This is a genomic window from Type-F symbiont of Plautia stali (genome assembly GCF_059731105.1).
The window spans coordinates 163,709-180,621 of sequence record NZ_AP035910.1 but is presented as its reverse complement, the minus strand read 5'-3'; the positions used below and the strand labels follow the sequence as shown (position 1 = coordinate 180,621).

Annotated in this window: 15 protein-coding genes and 2 pseudogenes; 10 read left to right on the top strand and 7 right to left on the bottom strand. The window is 55.1% G+C overall.

Annotated elements, in window-relative coordinates; translation table 11 throughout:
* The first annotated feature begins 146 nt into the window (after positions 1 to 146).
* The gene (locus tag AC6I7A_RS20350; RefSeq protein WP_195910801.1) at positions 147 to 2,321 is read left to right on the top strand and encodes a TonB-dependent siderophore receptor; all 2,175 of its coding nucleotides are present in this window, start codon (positions 147 to 149) and stop codon (positions 2,319 to 2,321) included.
* Between the two features lie 87 nt (positions 2,322 to 2,408).
* Here the strand turns inward: AC6I7A_RS20350 and AC6I7A_RS20345 are convergent, their stop codons facing one another.
* Positions 2,409 to 3,518, bottom strand: coding sequence for an SDR family oxidoreductase (locus AC6I7A_RS20345; RefSeq protein WP_058957145.1), 1,110 nt, complete (start codon positions 3,516 to 3,518; stop codon positions 2,409 to 2,411).
* Between the two features lie 571 nt (positions 3,519 to 4,089).
* Here AC6I7A_RS20345 and AC6I7A_RS20340 point away from each other — a divergent pair.
* Both AC6I7A_RS20340 and AC6I7A_RS20335 read left to right on the top strand, forming a co-directional pair.
* Positions 4,090 to 4,311 carry a hypothetical protein gene (locus AC6I7A_RS20340; RefSeq protein WP_009092919.1) on the top strand — a complete coding sequence of 74 codons (222 nt, stop codon included), beginning with the start codon at positions 4,090 to 4,092 and terminating at the stop codon, positions 4,309 to 4,311.
* Between the two features lie 378 nt (positions 4,312 to 4,689).
* The gene (locus tag AC6I7A_RS20335; RefSeq protein ID WP_058957144.1) at positions 4,690 to 5,046 is read left to right on the top strand and encodes a hypothetical protein; all 357 of its coding nucleotides are present in this window, start codon (positions 4,690 to 4,692) and stop codon (positions 5,044 to 5,046) included.
* Positions 5,047 to 5,100: 54 nt separating this feature from the next.
* Here the strand turns inward: AC6I7A_RS20335 and AC6I7A_RS20330 are convergent, their stop codons facing one another.
* Positions 5,101 to 5,718 (bottom strand): TetR/AcrR family transcriptional regulator, encoded by a 618-nt coding sequence (locus AC6I7A_RS20330; protein ID WP_058957143.1) that lies wholly within the window; start codon positions 5,716 to 5,718, stop codon positions 5,101 to 5,103.
* A gap of 240 nt (positions 5,719 to 5,958) precedes the next feature.
* Here AC6I7A_RS20330 and AC6I7A_RS20325 point away from each other — a divergent pair, with 240 nt between their 5' ends.
* The 3 genes from AC6I7A_RS20325 to AC6I7A_RS20315 all read left to right on the top strand — a co-directional run bounded on the left by AC6I7A_RS20325 (position 5,959) and on the right by AC6I7A_RS20315 (position 9,310).
* Entirely contained in the window at positions 5,959 to 7,083 is a 1,125-nt protein-coding gene (locus tag AC6I7A_RS20325) for an MFS transporter (protein WP_230200841.1), read from the top strand.
* 710 nt (positions 7,084 to 7,793) lie between these two features.
* A complete protein-coding gene (locus AC6I7A_RS20320; protein ID WP_058957156.1) occupies positions 7,794 to 8,504 on the top strand; it encodes a bacteriorhodopsin in 711 nt (236 codons plus the stop codon).
* Between the two features lie 23 nt (positions 8,505 to 8,527).
* On the top strand, positions 8,528 to 9,310 hold the full coding sequence (locus tag AC6I7A_RS20315; protein WP_058957141.1) for a Brp/Blh family beta-carotene 15,15'-dioxygenase: 783 nt from the start codon (positions 8,528 to 8,530) through the stop codon (positions 9,308 to 9,310).
* A 7-nt stretch (positions 9,311 to 9,317) separates the two neighbouring features.
* Here AC6I7A_RS20315 and AC6I7A_RS20310 read toward each other — a convergent pair whose 3' ends face one another.
* On the bottom strand, positions 9,318 to 10,208 hold the full coding sequence (locus AC6I7A_RS20310) for a LysR family transcriptional regulator (protein ID WP_058957140.1): 891 nt from the start codon (positions 10,206 to 10,208) through the stop codon (positions 9,318 to 9,320).
* Positions 10,209 to 10,325: 117 nt separating this feature from the next.
* Here AC6I7A_RS20310 and AC6I7A_RS20305 point away from each other — a divergent pair, with 117 nt between their 5' ends.
* Positions 10,326 to 11,831 carry an MFS transporter gene (locus tag AC6I7A_RS20305; RefSeq protein WP_058957139.1) on the top strand — a complete coding sequence of 502 codons (1,506 nt, stop codon included), beginning with the start codon at positions 10,326 to 10,328 and terminating at the stop codon, positions 11,829 to 11,831.
* A 30-nt stretch (positions 11,832 to 11,861) separates the two neighbouring features.
* Positions 11,862 to 12,563 carry an O-methyltransferase gene (locus tag AC6I7A_RS20300; protein ID WP_058957138.1) on the top strand — a complete coding sequence of 234 codons (702 nt, stop codon included), beginning with the start codon at positions 11,862 to 11,864 and terminating at the stop codon, positions 12,561 to 12,563.
* Here AC6I7A_RS20300 and AC6I7A_RS20295 read toward each other — a convergent pair.
* A complete protein-coding gene (locus tag AC6I7A_RS20295; protein ID WP_058957137.1) occupies positions 12,550 to 13,575 on the bottom strand; it encodes a zinc-dependent alcohol dehydrogenase family protein in 1,026 nt (341 codons plus the stop codon). The two genes, AC6I7A_RS20300 and AC6I7A_RS20295, sit on opposite strands and share 14 nt — an antisense overlap.
* 105 nt (positions 13,576 to 13,680) lie before the next feature.
* Here AC6I7A_RS20295 and AC6I7A_RS20290 point away from each other — a divergent pair, with 105 nt between their 5' ends.
* Together AC6I7A_RS20290 and AC6I7A_RS20285 are read left to right on the top strand one after the other, a co-directional pair.
* Positions 13,681 to 14,601, top strand: a complete 921-nt coding sequence (locus AC6I7A_RS20290) for a LysR family transcriptional regulator (RefSeq protein WP_058957136.1) — start codon at positions 13,681 to 13,683, stop codon at positions 14,599 to 14,601.
* A 437-nt stretch (positions 14,602 to 15,038) separates the two neighbouring features.
* Positions 15,039 to 15,659: a protein phosphatase CheZ gene (locus AC6I7A_RS20285; RefSeq protein WP_058957135.1), complete on the top strand. Its 621-nt coding sequence runs from the start codon at positions 15,039 to 15,041 to the stop codon at positions 15,657 to 15,659.
* A 54-nt stretch (positions 15,660 to 15,713) separates the two neighbouring features.
* Here the strand turns inward: AC6I7A_RS20285 and AC6I7A_RS20280 are convergent.
* From AC6I7A_RS20280 to AC6I7A_RS20270, 3 genes and pseudogenes are all read right to left on the bottom strand, one after another.
* A pseudogene (locus tag AC6I7A_RS20280) lies at positions 15,714 to 15,857 on the bottom strand (DinB family protein); the annotation flags it as partial.
* Positions 15,854 to 16,039 (bottom strand): annotated as a pseudogene (locus tag AC6I7A_RS20275) (transposase); the annotation flags it as partial. The pseudogenes AC6I7A_RS20275 and AC6I7A_RS20280, both read right to left, overlap by 4 nt.
* A 15-nt stretch (positions 16,040 to 16,054) precedes the next feature.
* Positions 16,055 to 16,912 (bottom strand): coiled-coil domain-containing protein, encoded by an 858-nt coding sequence (locus tag AC6I7A_RS20270; RefSeq protein WP_058957134.1) that lies wholly within the window; start codon positions 16,910 to 16,912, stop codon positions 16,055 to 16,057.
* Position 16,913: the final 1 nt, after the last annotated feature.

The following is a 16,913-nucleotide window of genomic DNA, read 5'->3' as shown; positions in this document are numbered from 1 at the left end:
GCCGCTCTCTGAGGCGACAGCACGATCGCGAATGCGGGAATGTAAAGATCCCCTGCTGCGATATACAATGCGAACTATTATCATTATCATACGCATTTGCTTACATACATTAACGATTCAGGGAGAACTTCTAAGTGAATGTAACCATGCGTGTCCATAAACGCCCTGCTGCGCTGCTGCTGGCTGGCGTATTAAGTACTTCTGCCAATGGGGCGAGTCAGGAAGAGACGGAGAAGCTGGCCGACGATCAGACCATGCTGGTCACCGCCGAAGAGGAGTTAAAGCAGCAGCCGGGGGTATCGGTGATCACCGCGCAGGACATCAGAAAGAATCCGCCGGTCAATGACCTCTCCGATATTATCCGCAAAATGCCGGGTGTTAATCTTACCGGCAACAGTGCTAACGGCGTGCGCGGCAACAATCGCCAGATCGACATTCGCGGCATGGGGCCGGAAAACACCCTGATTCTGATCGATGGCGTTCCCACCACGTCGCGCAATTCGGTTCGATACAGCTGGCGCGGCGAGCGTGACTCCCGCGGTGACTCTAACTGGGTGCCACCTGAAATGGTCGAGCGGATTGAAGTCATTCGCGGACCGGCGGCAGCCCGCTATGGTTCTGGCGCGGCCGGCGGTGTGGTGAACATCATTACCAAACGTCCCACCGATCACTGGAGCGGTTCGCTGTCGCTCTACACCAACCAGCCGGAAGATAATAAAGAAGGCGCAACGCGCCGCGCCAACTTCAATCTGAGCGGGCCGCTGGCAGGCGATGCGCTGACCATGCGTCTCTATGGCAATATCAACAAAACCGACAGTGATGCCTTCGATATTAACCAGTCGCAGAACGGCTCGGCTGCCGCCGGTCGTGAAGGTGTACGCAACAAAGACATTAACAGCGTGCTCTCCTGGAAGATCACGCCGCTTCAGGTGCTGGATTTCAGTTACGGCTATAGCCGCCAGGGCAATATCTATGCCGGTGATACGCAGTACAGCAACGGGGCCGGTAATGCGCTGATCGAATCGCTCGATGGCGCGGAGACCAACCGGCTCTACCGTCAGACCTGGGGGCTTGCCCACAATGGGATCTGGGACTGGGGACAGTCGAAACTCACCTTTAACTATGAAAAAACCAACAATACCCGCCTGAACGAAGGCACAGCCGGTTCAGGTGAAGGCCGGATCAACAGCAGAACCTTTTCGACCAGCCGTTTCGACAGTTATCGCGCTGGCGGAGAGATCAGCTTCCCGCTGGAACTGCTGCGTGAACAGACCGTGACGCTGGGCGCCGAGTGGAACCGGGATGAGCTGAACGATCCCAACTCCATGAACGGCACCCGTGCGCCAGGCGTTTCGATCAATGGAGTCAGTGGTGACCCCGGCAGTCGCAACAGTAAAAACAGCGCCACGCTCAGCTCCCTCTACGTTGAAGATAACATCGCCCTGACGGACAGCACTGAAGTGATCCCCGGATTGCGCTTTGATTATCACGATACGTTCGGCGCGAACTGGAGTCCGTCGCTGAATATCTCGCAGGGACTGGGCGACAGTTTTACGCTGAAGGCGGGTATTGCCCGTGCTTTTAAAGCCCCCAACCTCTATCAGTCCAGTGAAGGGTATTTACTGGCGACCCGGGGCAACGGCTGTCCGGTCAATGTTGCGCGCGGCAGCTGCTATCTGCTGGGTAATGAAAATCTTGATCCCGAAGTCAGCGTTAATAAAGAACTGGGTATTGAGTACAGCCAGCAGGGGTATATTGCGGGGCTCACCTGGTTCCGCAATGACTATAAAAACAAAATCGTCTCCGGTACCGAGGTGCTGGGCTACGCCTCCAATGGCAATAATATTCTGCAATGGAGTAACGGCGGCAAAGCGGTGGTTGAGGGGCTGGAGGGTAACGTCACGATCCCGCTGGTCCGGGACACACTGGAGTGGCGCACTAATGCCACCTATATGATCGAGTCTAAGGATAAGGAGACCGGAAACCCGCTGTCGATCATCCCGAAATATACCATTAATACCCTGCTCGACTGGCAGGTTACGCAGGATTTCTCGACTGACCTGAACTGGACCATGTATGGGCGTCAGAAACCGCGCCGCCATGCCGAGTCGCGGACGGAAAACGGATCGATGTCTGATCGTGAAGTGGGCGCGTATTCCGTCTTTGGCATTAACTTCAATTATGATATTACTAAAAACCTGCGCGCCAATGCCGGGATTAATAATCTGCTGAATAAACAGCTGTATCGCGAAGCTGACGGGGCTTCAACGTATAATGAACCGGGTCGTGCCTATTATGCCGGTCTGACGTTCACCTTCTGAAAATAACGCGCTTCCCTCCGGAAGCGCTTTTTCATTTTCACATCAACTCCTGAGCTCAATACCCCAGCCATCCACGCCCGGACTCTGCTATTTAAAGTCCACCTGCATCAGTTCTGCAATCGTTGAATTGCGCGTCGTCACCACACAGCGATCCAGATAATCGGTGAAGCGTGAAGGCCTGCTCATTCCCAGCTGCAGTAATTTTGAATTATCAAAGACCACATTCAGATTGGAAAAATGACCATATAAATTCATGGCTCGCAGCATGATGCGTTCGTTACAGGGCCCGAACAGATCTTTAAAGGTTCTTCTGCTCTCCGCCAGGTGTTTATAGGAGACCTTCTGATAATCCGGGCCCAGGGCTTTTTCACCGGATGCTCTGGCCATCGCTTCGTCAATTTCCGCGAAGGTGACACTGCTCTGCGCCCCGGCAGAAATGTGAATGACCTCATTGATCACCGCTTCCGCATCAAGCAGCAGTACCAGTGCCTCTGCGCAGTAATCAACCGGCACCACATCAATCCGATCGCCAAGTTCGCAGGTAAATTTACCCAGCGCCAGCACCATCCGGAACACCCAGAAAATGCTGGCTGATGGCAGACAACCCTGATCGGAATGGCCCACGACAATCGAAGGACGCGCGATAACCAGCGGCAGCCCGGGCAGCTTTTCCGTCATCAGTTTTTCAATTGAGGCCTTACTCCAGGTGTACTCGACAACGTGCTGATCGCGGCTGGAGTCCAGCCCGCTCTCGGTCACCAGCGATCCCGGTTCCGGGGCGCAGGACATGGCCGTACCCACGTGGATAAACTTCTTCAGCCCCGCAACCCGGCTCATGCGCTCGGCAAACTGAAACGTGCCCTCAACATTCACTTTCCAGATAAAGGGGTTATTGCCAAAGGATGCGACGGCGGCGCAGTTAATCACGTGCGTCACGTCGTCAAGGCGCGTGTCGTGGATAAAGTTTTCCGTGAAGGCGAGGTCGCCCAGAAGAATATTGTCACTCTCTATCGTGCTGATTAATGACTCATCTAACCCAAAGTTTTTCAGGTTTGTTTTAACGCGGTTTACCCCCTCCTCAACATTTTCGCCTCTGACAAGGAGCAGCAGTCTGTCCCTGGGACTGTTCTGCAATAAACGGGCGACGACAGCGCCGCCTAAAAAACCTGTTGACCCGGTAATGAGTATATTTTTCATGATAGTGTCATTCGTTCTGGTTAATCACAGGAAAGCATTAAAGAATGTTTTCCAGAACAGGAGTGAAATTCAGTTCAGTGAACTCCCCTGCATGGCGTTAAATAATTTCACCGTGCTCATCTATTTAGATTTTGTTTATCTTTCAGCTGAGAAAGCTAAACAATAATTAAATAGCCGCCGGCTGAACCTGCCGCCTGATTTCAACAATCTTTGCCATATGGGATCAACTCATTTTTTAATTTTTTTTCGCTGAACTAATAAACATTTTCAGGAATGAAAATAAAAACGGACTATTTATTTTTTTTGCTTCATTACAGTCTTCAATATTCTCACCACGGGTTAAACAGAGAGAAAAGAGATGATCGCATTCTGCTTTCGTTTATCTGGCGTTTAATTTCGATCCAGTATGACACCCGCTGAAATAAATCACGCATTGCGGTCAGGAACGACAAAAGCGTAACGACCGGTAACTAACTTCGCGATAACTCTGACCGGGCCAGCCTGAAGTGAAAAAAAGTGGCTATGCTCTGTCGGCATGAACATACAACCACGATCACCAGGACAGGAAGAGATGAAAAAATTATCAGTTATCGTTATGGCTACCGGTCTGTTTTTGTCCGTCAATCTGCAGGCAAACGCCGCCGGATGTCTCAAGGGTGCCGTAGCAGGCGGCGTGGCAGGTCATCTTGCCCATCATGGTGTGGCTGGCGCCGCAGCCGGATGCGCAGTCGGTCATCATATGGCGAAGAAAAAACAGAAAGAGGCTGAGCAAAACACCCAGGCACAAAAATAAACTGACCGCACGCCGCGTAATCAGGACGTCGCGCACAACAAAAGTTAATGCGTTGAGATAGCGATTATTCTTAATCTTATCCTAATATTTCTCCTGTACGATGGCGGAAGCAGACAAATATCAGATTGTATGCATACATTCTGCTGGAACGATTAGCCTGCTTCGCGCAGGCTTTTTATTAACCCAAATCCGCCCCCGCCAGGCCTCCTCTTTTCGCGCTTCGCTTTCTGGTAGTGCCAGCCAGAACTGGAATAAAAATCACGGACGTTACAGTATCCTTAGATATCTATATTTCCCATTTAAAAACAGTAACTTCTCCTCTTGTTACAGTTCACCTATGCTGGGGGCTCACACCGTTCCGTGTCAGAGGGATCTGTTATGTTTGATATGCCGTTATCCTACAGTGCAAAGACAGTTCAGGGCCTTTATGAGGTGCTTCATACTTTCAACCTTAACGGCGCACGCTGCCATGTCATCTATGACGGAAAAGCCACCCGCGCAGCCGTGATAGAGGCTAAATCGAGCGTTAAAGGGGGAGAGATGCGGCATCAGGTGCTTGCCGTGCTGGAGATGGAGCGCGTCGCCAGGATCAACACCACACTGCGTATTAAATCGTTCTGGGCTGATTCCGACGGCGAGCAGTCGGAATGTGGCATGGTGGAACCTGACCGTCTGGCTAAAGCGCTGTATGAAACGCTGACCGCCCGGAAACGCATTACCCTGGTCGGCCTGTAGGCGTATTCAGCCCGCCCGGTGCGGGCTTTATGATGAAACGTCTATGGCTTCAGGCTATGCCGCCTTCGTCGTAAACCTCTCCCAGACTTTCAGCGCAGCCGTCACGGCTGCATCCAGTTCCTCTCCCGTTGCCCCATCCCGCGCTTCCGTCGAAAGTCCTGTCTCAAAACTGTGAAAGGTCTGTGCCAGCGCGCGCGCGTCGGTGTCGGCAGCCAGCTCGCCCGCCTCTTTGGCTCTGACGACACAGCGCAAAAACCCCAGCCGGGTGCGCTGGCGTTGCGTTGCCAGTAAGGTGCGGATGTGCTCGTTTGAAGGGGAACAGGTATTTACGGACAAGGCGATCAGACAGCCGCTGGGATGGCCCGGATCGGTCTGCATCTTTGCGGAAGCGCGCAATGCCTGTTCTATGGCAACAAACGGCCTGAGCTCGTCGTCCCAGAGACAGTCGTTAACCTGACCATATGAGGAGAGATAACAGTCGACAACCTCTTCAAACAGCGCCTCTTTTGAGCCAAATGCGGCGTAGAAACTCGGTGCGGTAATGCCGTTGCCGAGACTGGCCTTGAGCAGAGCAAGCGAGGTGGACTCGAAGCCATGCTGCCAGAAAAGAAACATTGCCTGACGAATCGCCTCGTCCCGGTCAAACGAACGTGGACGTCCCATCTGAGCCATAGCCCCTCCTGTTCATGCCTGTAAGACTTAAATACTAATCGATACATATGTGCTTGACAAGTGACGACCCGATCTCTAGTTTCGATAAATATACCAATCGATACAGATGTCACGAAGTCCGCTGTCAGCGGCTTCTTTCCTTCAGTGAGATTAAAAGAGGTTAACGTGTCCGCCCATATCGAACCCCGTGAAGTCACCGCTCAGGCGGGTCTGCCGCTCGGCTCCCTGCTGGCCTTTGCCATGACCGGCTTTATCGCCATTCTGACCGAAACCCTGCCGGCCGGTCTGCTGCCGGACATCAGTCAGGGACTTGGCGTCTCTCAGGTGATGGCAGGACAGTTAGTGAGTCTCTATGCTCTGGGGTCACTGCTGGCGGCGATCCCGCTGACCGTGCTGACCAGCGGCTGGCGCCGCAAAAAAGTCCTGCTGCTCGCTATCGGGATCTTTGTGATTTTCAACACCATCACCACCTTTTCTGCCAGCTACTGGCTCACGCTGGCGGCCCGTTTTATGTCCGGTGTGGCGGCCGGGCTGGCCTGGGGAATGCTGGCGGGCTATGCGCGGCGTCTTGTTGCGCCCGATTTACAGGGTCGCGCCCTGGCCATTGCCATGGTCGGCATTCCGGTTGCGTTATCCCTGGGCACACCCGCAGGCTCCTGGCTGGGAAACATGCTGGGATGGCGGGTCGCCTTTGGCGTGATGGCTGCCCTGGCGATTGTGCTGTTTATCTGGGCATGGGTTGCCGTTCCTGATCTGCCGGGACAGAAGGCAGACCGCCGTCTGCCCGTCTGGCAGGTTTTCAGGATGCCGGGTGTTCGCCCGGTGCTGGCGGTCATCTTTCTCTGGATGACGGCCCATAACATTCTTTATACCTTTATCGGGCCCTTTCTGGCGCTGTCGGACATGAGCAACGCTGTCGGTCTTATCCTGCTGGTGTTCGGACTGGCCGCATTAACCGGGATCGGGACGACCGGCATCTGGGTCGATCGCCACCTGCGCAGGCTGGTGCTGCTCAGCCTGGCGGCACTGGCTGCGGTCTCTGTGGTGCTGGCTATGGGCATGCGGGAACAGGTTGTTATCTTCCTGGCGGTTATCGTCTGGGGATGGTCATTCGGTGGGGCATCAACCCAGATGCAGACGGCCGCCGCTGATTCGGCTGGCAACCATGTGGATGTGGTTCAGGCGATGGTGACGACCGCCTGGAATCTGGCGATCGCCAGTGGCGGCATTCTCGGCGGGCTGTTGCTCAATCGTGCCGGTGCCGCTTCGTTTCCGTGGGCGCTGATGGCGCTGATGGCAGTGGCGTTTGTGATCGCCTTGCTGGCTAAACAGCAGGCTTTCCGCCCTGGTGCCAGACATCACTGACCGGTTGCAGCGTTCACGCAGGCATAAGCATAGCGCAGAGAGCAAAACAGATGCGGTCTGCGCAACACGCAGCGGTGAACAGAAAGACTAAAGCAGATAAACAAATGACGATGCGGGTCTGACTATTTCCGTCTTCTTCCCGCACTTATTAGCGCCCTCGCCTAAGCCGCGACGATCGTTTACAGGATATTTCCCTTTCCTGTCGGGTCACTATTCAGCACGCCGTTTCGGGTTTTCTGATTATCCTGGTGGGCAATAAGAGGTGCTGACTTCTGTTATTTCACTCATCGCTGAGCTGAATCCTGATGTCGTCACGGGATTGACTTAGTACAGCGTGTTCATTTTTCCAGATAAAAATATTTTTCTTGTACTTTCTCTTTTTTGGGTGAAACAGAAGCCCTGTTTCTCAACGCATTCAGGTAATTGAATTTTAGGTATAAAATAAACAGTAAGCCTGACGGCAACCCGACAGCCGCTCGGAAAACGAAACGCTAAGAAACAGAACGTAACATCACCGTTCTTTTTTAAATCAGATAACGAAGGCTTTTCACCCTCTTTATTTTAACCCACAGGCGGAAATCGTCCTGACAATGAGCAGGCTGCTGAAATCGCCATATACTGAATGCATATTCTTTTCGGAATATAAACGCATTCAATTTATGGCAACGCAGCAGGCGGCATTTCCGCGCTACTGCTCAGGAGAGATTAACATGGATCAAACCGCATTTTTGATCGGGTTTTCGGTCATGGCAATTGCGTCACTGGTTATTTACGCCACCGGCGGCAAAACATTTCCTTCCCGTCATCATACCCTCATGCATGCATCCGTCCCGTTTATCGCCGCCACCGCCTATCTGGCCATGGCATTCGGGTTCGGTAATCTGACGCTGGACAGCGGCAGCACCGTCTATCTGGCGCGTTACGCTGACTGGTCGATTACGACGCCGATTTTACTGGCAGGACTGGTCATGCTCGCCTTCCACGAACACGGTAAACCCGGTGAAATGGGCGGTTTTCTCACTGCCATCATCGTGCTGGATGTCATGATGATTATCACCGGTCTGGTTTCATCACTGGCTGAAACGGCGGCGGCGAAATGGGTCTGGTACCTCTGGTCCTGTGCCGCGTTTCTGGGTGTGGTTTACCTGCTGTGGGGACCGCTTCGCACCATGGCGGCCAATCGCGGCAGTGCACTGGCGGGTGCCTACAATAAAAATGTCGCGCTGCTGACCGTCGTCTGGTTCATCTATCCGATTGTGTTCCTCGTCGGTCCGGAAGGCCTGAAAATCATTACCGATCCCTCATCGGTCTGGGCATTTTTAGTGCTGGATATCATCGCGAAGGTCTTCTATGCCTTTTACGCGGCGGCTAACCTGGAAAAAGCGCTCGACCATACCCGCCGCACGGGTACCGTGAAGTGATAACACGATCAGGGGCCGGATGGATGGCTCTGTGGGGGGCAGCCCTGGCTGCCTCCTTCTGCCCGCTGTCCGTACAGGTGCTGTTTGCGGTTATCGCTATCGGGATTATCGGCATGGCGCACGGCGCCAGCGATCTGGACGTGGTTCAGCGTCGCCGCCGGCTGCCGTTTCTTGCCCTGTATGGCGCAGTGATTGCGCTCTGTCTGCTCTGGTGGCACCGCGCGCCAGGGCTGGCGTTACCCGGCTTTCTGATCGCCTCAGCTGTCCATTTTGCCCTTGAGGATGCACCGCACGGCGGACTGGCAGAACGTCTGGCGCGGGGGATCACGATGATAGCGGCCCCGGCCACCCTTCATCTGCCCGCGTTCAGGTCTATCCTGCATCAGGCCGGACTGGCATCCGTGATGCCGGGGTCTGTGACGGCGGCCCTTGCGATCCTCGGTGGCATCGGTGCGCTGGGGCTGACCCTCACCGGGCTTCTTCGGCGGGATGGACATCTTATCGCGGGCATTCTGGCGCTGCTGCTGCTGCCGCCTTTCGTCGGCTTTTCGATGGGATTTTTGATTCTGCACGCGCTGCCACAAACCCGACTGCGCCGTGACCAGCTGGGCTTTACCACGTACGCGGGCTATCTCCATCTGACCTGGCCGATATTCACCGCGGCCATACTGCTGGCCTCGCTGATCATTTATATGATGTTACCCGGTGACGCTGCGGGCATCCGGTCGCTGTTTGCCGCCCTTGCCGCGCTCGCACTGCCGCATATGCTGGTGACACCCTGGTTTGAACCGCCGCAGCAGGCGTGACGCGGTCTTAAAGGGCCAGTCCCGATTCAGCAATAAAATCGATAAAGCAGCGGACCCGGGCGGAGAGGTAGCGGCCGGAGGGCCACACGGCGGAGAAGTGCCCCTGCTGTGTACAGCAACCCTGCATCACTTCTTTCAGTTGTCCCTTAGCCAGCGCGTCGCGAACGGCGAAGTCGGGCAGATAGCTGATACCCATTCCCGATAAGCTCAGGCCAATCGCCGCTTCAATGTTATTTACCGTCAACACCGATGCCGCTCTGGGTTCAGCGCCGGGCCGCAGCCCCTGAAGCTCCCACGTCTGTAGCAAGCCGGTGGCGGGCAGGCGGAAAAAAATGCACCTGTGCTCAGCCAGATCATCCGCTGACGCCGGAACCCCGGAATTGTTCAGATAAGCGGGACTGGCGCAGAGGAGGAAGCGGAAATGACCCAGCCTCTTTGCCGTCAGCCTGGAATCAGCTAACTCACCACTGCGGATCGCCACGTCAAACCCTTCGTCGATGATATTCACCAGCCGATCGCTGAAATCCAGATCCAGTTCGACCTGAGGATAACGGCGGGTAAACGCGGGGAGCGCAGGAAGCAGTAATCTGTAGCCCGCGGCGGGGAGTGAGACCCGGAGTCTGCCAGCAGGTTCTGCGGCACTGCTCGCCAGTGCTGACTCCGCTTCCTGAAGCTGTTCCAGGATCGCTTTGCATCGGGTCAGGAGTGCCGCCCCTTCCGTCGTCAGGCTCACATTTCTTGTGCTGCGGTTAAAAAGCCGCACGCCCAGTTTTTGCTCAAGTCTGGCGACGTTTTTACCGACTGCTGACGCTGAAATCCCCAGCAGTCGCGCAGCCTGAACAAAGCTCAGCGTCTCGGCTGTCCGCACAAAAGAGGTAAGAGAAGTCAGGCTATCCATCGATTATCAACTTTATGTCCATTGAGACCGTCCATCCAGTCTATTTATCCACTCAGATGTCCGCAATAACATCGCAGCAGTTTTCACTCATTCGCTGTCAGGATAAAAGGTCTTGTTATGTCATACAGAGCCCGCGCGATTTTTCGCCACACCAGAACCCCAGCCGCCCTTACCGTTTTTATGGCGGCGCTGCTTTTGCCCTTGAGTTTCACCGGCGGTGTGGTTACCACGCCTGCCATCCAGCACATGCTGGGCGGTTCCCCTGGCGAGCTGTCATGGCTGACGAATGGATTTATGCTGACGTTTGGCAGTTTTCTGCTGACAGCAGGCATTGCTGCAGACGCCCTCTGCAGAAAACCTGTTTTTATCGCTGGCGCAGCGCTGTTCTGTCTCTGCAGTCTCATCATCGGCGTGATGAACAACCTGATAATGCAGGGCCTGCTCAGGTCCCTGCAGGGGCTGGCCGCGGCCATGCTCTTAGCCAGCGGCAGCGCGCTGCTGGCCGGGATCTATGAGGGCGCAGACCGGACGCGGATGTTCAGCCTGCTCGGCATCCTCTTCGGCGCTGGCTTAGCGTTTGGACCGCTGGCGGTGGGCTTTATTACCGATACCCTCGGCTGGCGCTGGGTCTATACCCTGTTTGCGCTGCTTTCAGGCGGCGTGCTGCTCGCTGGCAGAGCATACCTGCCGCTATCGGCGCTGAACGCCTCTCATCCGGCAGACAAGGCCGGGCTGACGCTGTTTACCGCGGCGCTGATTCTGTTTACCACTGCGATGATGCTGTTACCCACGGTCGGGTTTTTATCCCCTCTGCCGCTGGTGCTGTTCCTCTGCTCCATACTGTTTCTGGGTGCATTTATTGTGCGTTGCCAGCACATTGCCCATCCTGTGCTCGATATTTCTCTGCTGCGCAGCCCGCGCTTCGCCGGGATTCTGCTGCTGCCGGTGGCAACCTGCTACTGCTACGTTGTGCTGTTGATCATCGTTCCGCTGCACTTTATGGGGGGCAATGGATTCAGCGAGTCGCGAAGTGCGCTTTTTCTTATGGCCCTGACTGCACCGATGCTGGTTCTTCCCGCCTGCGCCGCCGTGCTGACGCGCTGGTTTTCACCGTCCGTGGTGTCAGCATCCGGGCTGATGATCGCGGCAGCCGGGTTACTTTTCCTCGGGCAGGCGTTACAGGGTCACAGCGCCCTGCTGCTTATCGTCGCATTGCTGATAACCGGTGCAGGCGCGGCGCTGCCGTGGGGGCTGATGGATGGACTTGCCCTCTCTGCGGTTCCGGTTGAAAAAGCCGGGATGGCGGCCGGCCTGTTCAACACCGTTCGTGTAGCGGGAGAAGGCATTGCGCTGGCGATGGTTTCCGCCTTTCTTACCAGAATGAACGATGTGAACCTCAGCAAAAGCGTTCAGGGGCTGACATCAGCGGAGATTCACCAGGCGGCAGCCTGGCTGGGAGGCGGCAATCTTCAGCAGGCACTAACACTTTTACCCGGCGTTTCCCGCGCTGTGGTCCAGAATAGTTATGACAGCGCCTATCTGTGCCTTTTCCGGGTGCTGGCAGCCATCACACTGTGTTGCGCGCTGGCCATCCTGGCCCTGTCGGGCCAGCCGCGCCGCTAAAACACCTTTTCTGAGGAGAGTGAATAACCTATGCGAATCCCTGACTATCCCTCGACAGATTCAGATAAGTGGGCACAGGTGGATGCCTGGTTTTCTGAAAAGCTTGCGCCCGAAGATGCTGAATTAAATTTCGCGCTCTCTAACAACGCAAAGCAGGGCTTACCTGCTCATGATGTGTCTGCTTTGCAGGGAAAAATGTTGTCACTGTTCGTACGGATGTCGCAGGCCGTCCGGGTTCTTGAAATCGGTACGCTTGGCGGATACAGCACGATCTGGATGGCCAGAGCGCTTCCTCAGCATGGAAGCGTGACCACTATCGAATACAGTGAGCATCATGCAGAGGTCGCCCGCCAGAATATCCATCAAGCCGGGCTGACGCACTGCGTTACGCTGCACACTGGCGCAGCGCTTGATATCCTGCCTGACCTGGAGGCGCCCTTTGATCTGATTTTTATTGATGCCGACAAGGTGAACAATCCATGTTATCTGGAATGGGCCATCAGACTTTCTCGCCCGGGCACGGTTATCGTCGGTGATAACACGGTGCGTGGCGGACAGGTGCTTGATGCGGAAAGTCACGATCCTAATGTCCGGGGCCTGCGGGAGTTTGTCCGGATGATTGCTGAGGATGAGCGGCTTGACGCCACCGCCATTCAGACGGTGGGTGAGAAGGGATGGGATGGTTTTGTGCTGGCCCTGGTTAAGGCCGGGCGCGCTGTCAGTCCAGGCTGATAACAATCTTCCCGAATGCGCCCCGGTCAAGATGCGCCAGTGCCGCAGGCAGTTCATCGAACCGGTAGGCTTTATCGATGACCGGCTTCAGGTTTATGACATCCACCGCCCGGACCAGATCCTCCAGCGCCCGCCGGTGCCCCACGCCGATGCCCTGAACCGTCGGAGATTTGAGCAACAGCAGTCCGCCAGAGGCTGACGTATCGTGCGTGTCCATCATCCCGATCAGGGAGATGCGGCCATGTGAGGCGACAGCGCGGACAGAATCGGCGAAGTTACGCCCGCCGACGGTGTCTATCACATGGTCAATACCCCGATCGTGCGTCAGGCGGTAAACGGCTTCGACCCACTCTTCCTTTTGACGGTTAATGCCATGGGTTGCCCCCAGCGCGGTTGCTGCCGTCAGCTTCTCATCACTGGAGGAGGTGATAAAGACCTCTGCACCCATCGCACGGGCGATCTGAAGTGCAAACAGAGCCACCCCGCCGGTTCCCTGCACCAGAACGCTTTCGCCCGCTTTAAGGCCGCCGCGTTCAATCAGTGCAAACCAGGCGGTCAGCCCCGCACAGACCAGGGTGCAGGCTTCCGCATCGTTCAGCGTTTGCGGCGCGTTGACCAGCCACGCTTCGTTCATCACCACATATTCTGCCAGCACGCCCTGCAAGGCGTAGCCGAGGGTGTTGTAATGCGGATTTCTGGCGTTGTTAACCGCCTTTCCCTCGATCCAGTCTGCGTTGAACGAGGAGATGACGCGATCACCCTGTTTAAAACGAGATGTGCCCGGACCGACAGCCTCAACCACGCCGGCCATATCGGAACCTGGCGTAAAGGGCATCGGCATTCCTTTTCCCATCCCACCTTCAATAATGACCTTATCCCGGAAGTTAAGGGCAACGGCACTTACCCGGACCAGCACTTCGCCCGGCCCCGGCTGCGGGATGGCTGTCTCGGTGAGTGTCAGATGCTGACGGCCAATCTCATTCAGTGTCCAGCGTTTCATGGTGTGATTCATCGCGATTCCTGTAGGGGTTAAGAGCAGAGATCAGAATCGTAACATTGCCTTTTAAGATACGACGGCGATACTATTTCTCGTCATTGATTCCGCTGAGGCGACAATATGAAAAGCGAAATGAACACCATTCCGGTATTTGTGGCCGTGGCTGAATCCATGAGTTTCTCTCAGGCAGCTGAGCGGCTGCACGTTACGCGCTCTGCCGTCGCAAAAACCATCGCCCGTATCGAAGAGAGACTTGGCGTCACGCTGTTTAACCGCACCACCCGCAAACAGAGTCTTACCGATGAAGGCGCGCTCTATTATGAATATTGCCGCCGGGCGATGAACGAACTCAAGGCTGCCGAGGATCTGCTGGAGAGCGGCAAGCTGCAGGCCAGCGGTAAACTTCGCGTATCGGTGCCGGTGCTGCTGGGGCACCTCTGTGTCTCGCCTGTCTTCTCCGCGCTGGCGAAAGCGCACCCGAAGCTGGAACTGGAGATATCTTTCAGCGATCGTCAGGTCGATTTGTCCGGGGAGGGTTTCGATCTGGCAGTCAGGATTGGCGCGCTGGCTGACAGTAGCAGCCTGATAGCCCGGCGGCTGGCTTATCACAGGATGGTCTTCTGCGCGTCACCGGACTATCTCAGCCAGGCTGGCGAACCGGCTTCTCCGGATGAACTCCGGCACCATGCGGCAGTGGCCTACATCCGTGGCGGACAGGTGCTGAAGTGGCAGGTCAAAAATGAACGGGGTGACGCGGTGGAGATTTCGCCGCCTGCCCGATTCACCCTGGATGATATGCAGGCGGTAAAAGATATGACGCTGACGGGGGCCGGTATCGCCTGGTTACCCTACTGGCTGGTGCGGGACGACCTCATCAGCGGCAGCCTGAAACAGATACTGAAAGAACATACCTCCGGAAAGTGGCCGGTTTCTGTCGTCTGGCTGCGCACGCCGCATCAGTCGCTGAAAGTCAGGCTGGCTATTCAGGCGCTGTTCAGCGCCCTGCCGGCAATGATGGACGCTGCCGAAGCGCAGGTCTGATGGCGTGCCATAAACATCAGACACAAACCTGATGCGTGATGACAGCGCCGGGGCTGTAACGCTGTGTGTTGCCGGCTTTATGCCCTGCCAGTCTTTGTGATGAGCAGACCGAAGAGATCCAGCCCAAAAAAAAGCCCTGACAGGATTGCCAGGGCTGAATAAAAAATCTCTCGAGGGTCATCTACCCATCGTTAAAGCCAATCTACCACAAAAAATGTCAAAGTAAATAGCAAGCGATAAAATCGCTGATTTATTTATAGCTTGCTATTAACATCGCCGCATAACCGCTTTTCTCAAGCACGACGCCGACGTTTCTTCATGCGGTTTCAGCCGCCTTCCCATTCCCCTCCCCCGCCGTCAGGAGGAAAAAATCAAATTCCGCCAGGAACTGCCGATAACAGCAGATAGCGACATTGCCTACGCAGGAGAAAGCACCCATGTCATTACCCGATACCCATAGTGAGCAACAGGAAATCACCGAGATCACGGCGCGTGCGGGCGCTATCCTGCGGACGCTTCGGGACAGTCTGCAACAGCTGGGACTGGATAAAACCATTGCCGAGGTTGCGGGAAGCATCCCCAACGCGCGTGAAAGACTGGGCTACGTGGTCACACTGACCCGTGAAGCCGCAGATGAGGTTATTAACAGCGTTGAAATAACCCAGCCGGTACAGACTCAGCTGACAGAAAAGGCCGATCGATTACTGCAGCGCTGGAATGCCACGTCAGCAGAGCCCCTGACGAAAGAGCAAACACATCTGCTAGCAGCAGATACCGTAGCCCTGCTGGACGATGTCCCTCATGCCACGAATCTGACACGTCAGCATCTGCACGCCATTATGATGGCGCAGGGATTCCAGGATATTACCGGGCAGATCGTGCAGGCGATGATGGCGGTGCTGAATCAGGCAGAGCAGCAGTTAATCCAGGTGATCCGCGATAAATCAGCCTCGCCATCCAGCGCCGCGCGCGCTACGCCGCCGGCACCTGCGTTCTCAGCTGAACCAGCCGCCAGTCAGGATGATGTGGATGATCTGCTGGCCAGTCTGGGGATATAGACCGGCTGCGTGAAGACGTATGGCGGCCATCAACGCCGCCAAAGGTATTTCCTGTCAGTGATTGTGATCCCGCAGAAAAACGGTCAGCACATCTTTTGGCGGAACACCACCGCACTCCGAGATTAACCAGCCTGTTGCGCCGCGGTGGTAGCTTCCATGCAAAAGCATGTGATTCAGCATATCAACGGCCCTCATATAGCTTCGGCGAGCAGCTTCCTGAGGCGGGAGTTCTCCTTTTCAGATGACTTAAGCCGCTTCACTTCAGGAACTTCCATGCCGCCAAACTTCTTGCGCCAGATGTAGAAAGTAGCGTTTGAAATAGCATGATTAAGGCAGAGTTCCCGGGCAGAAACCCCGGCTTCTGCCCGGCGGAGATAGATGGGTAAACCTCGCCGTTAAATAACGCCGTTGAAACGCATCACTTCGACAACGAATAATCCAGCGGCAAGAGCGCTAGTCGCAAACAGCAAGTAATCGCGCCGTCCTGCACGTTTTAATCGATACGTCTTCTCTAGTTCGCTGACCCGCGCTGCCATGCCTGTTGCGACGTTTTCCTGCACGGTCAGCTTTTCCATCAGTAAGGCCAACTGTTGCTGGTACTGATCCGCCTGCTCTTCAAGTGCCAGAGCCAGCTTCCCTGACTGTTGCCATTGCTCCTGCTGCTGTCGCTCAAATTTTGGGACAACCTGCTTCAAGAGGGCAAGCTGAGTTGCGTGGTCATCCTGACTTGCATGCAAACGTTGAAGCATCTCCTTCTGCTGCCAGCTCAATGACTGTAACCGGCTAATCTCCTCTTCATGTTCTTCGACACGCTGTGCCTGTTCCAGTTTGTCTTCCACCTGGGATTTCAGATGTTCAAGAATAGCCAGTGAATTTTCACGGCTGCTGAGATCCAGCATCGTGTCGTTGTGTTTCAAGTCTCGAATCGTATTCATTAACGCCAAATGAAATTCTTTCAGCACGACATTCTTTTCTGACTGGATTTGTAATAAGCACTCGATCACTTCTTGGGTTATATTCAGACTGCCACCGAGGCTTGCAATCATCGTCGCTAAGTCAGTATCATTTTTCGAGGTGAGACTGCCCCCCCAACGCCCCAAAAAACCCCGATTATTGAAGTCATCTGCCGCTTTTTGTATCTCTTTACTTCTTTCTTGTTCCTCTTTGAGCTTTTTACCTAGTTCGTGGAGATTTTTTTTGAAACTGGCGATGCTGGAGTCTTTGTTCTTCTCAACAATCGTGACAACGGTCATA

Bases quoted from the DNA above. Each gene is read 5' to 3' on its own strand.
- AC6I7A_RS20290 (WP_058957136.1), top strand. From the start codon at position 13,681: ATGAAAAGCGAAATGAACACCATTCCGGTATTTGTGGCCGTGGCTGAA.
- AC6I7A_RS20305 (WP_058957139.1), top strand. From the start codon at position 10,326: ATGTCATACAGAGCCCGCGCGATTTTTCGCCACACCAGAACCCCAGCC.
- AC6I7A_RS20270 (WP_058957134.1), bottom strand. From the start codon at position 16,912: ATGACCGTTGTCACGATTGTTGAGAAGAACAAAGACTCCAGCATCGCC.
- AC6I7A_RS20300 (WP_058957138.1), top strand. From the start codon at position 11,862: ATGCGAATCCCTGACTATCCCTCGACAGATTCAGATAAGTGGGCACAG.
- AC6I7A_RS20330 (WP_058957143.1), bottom strand. From the start codon at position 5,718: ATGGCTCAGATGGGACGTCCACGTTCGTTTGACCGGGACGAGGCGATT.
- AC6I7A_RS20295 (WP_058957137.1), bottom strand. From the start codon at position 13,575: ATGAATCACACCATGAAACGCTGGACACTGAATGAGATTGGCCGTCAG.
- AC6I7A_RS20325 (WP_230200841.1), top strand. From the start codon at position 5,959: ATGACCGGCTTTATCGCCATTCTGACCGAAACCCTGCCGGCCGGTCTG.
- AC6I7A_RS20310 (WP_058957140.1), bottom strand. From the start codon at position 10,208: ATGGATAGCCTGACTTCTCTTACCTCTTTTGTGCGGACAGCCGAGACG.
- AC6I7A_RS20350 (WP_195910801.1), top strand. From the start codon at position 147: ATGCGTGTCCATAAACGCCCTGCTGCGCTGCTGCTGGCTGGCGTATTA.
- AC6I7A_RS20340 (WP_009092919.1), top strand. From the start codon at position 4,090: ATGAAAAAATTATCAGTTATCGTTATGGCTACCGGTCTGTTTTTGTCC.
- AC6I7A_RS20315 (WP_058957141.1), top strand. From the start codon at position 8,528: ATGGCTCTGTGGGGGGCAGCCCTGGCTGCCTCCTTCTGCCCGCTGTCC.
- AC6I7A_RS20335 (WP_058957144.1), top strand. From the start codon at position 4,690: ATGTTTGATATGCCGTTATCCTACAGTGCAAAGACAGTTCAGGGCCTT.
- AC6I7A_RS20345 (WP_058957145.1), bottom strand. From the start codon at position 3,518: ATGAAAAATATACTCATTACCGGGTCAACAGGTTTTTTAGGCGGCGCT.
- AC6I7A_RS20285 (WP_058957135.1), top strand. From the start codon at position 15,039: ATGTCATTACCCGATACCCATAGTGAGCAACAGGAAATCACCGAGATC.
- AC6I7A_RS20320 (WP_058957156.1), top strand. From the start codon at position 7,794: ATGGATCAAACCGCATTTTTGATCGGGTTTTCGGTCATGGCAATTGCG.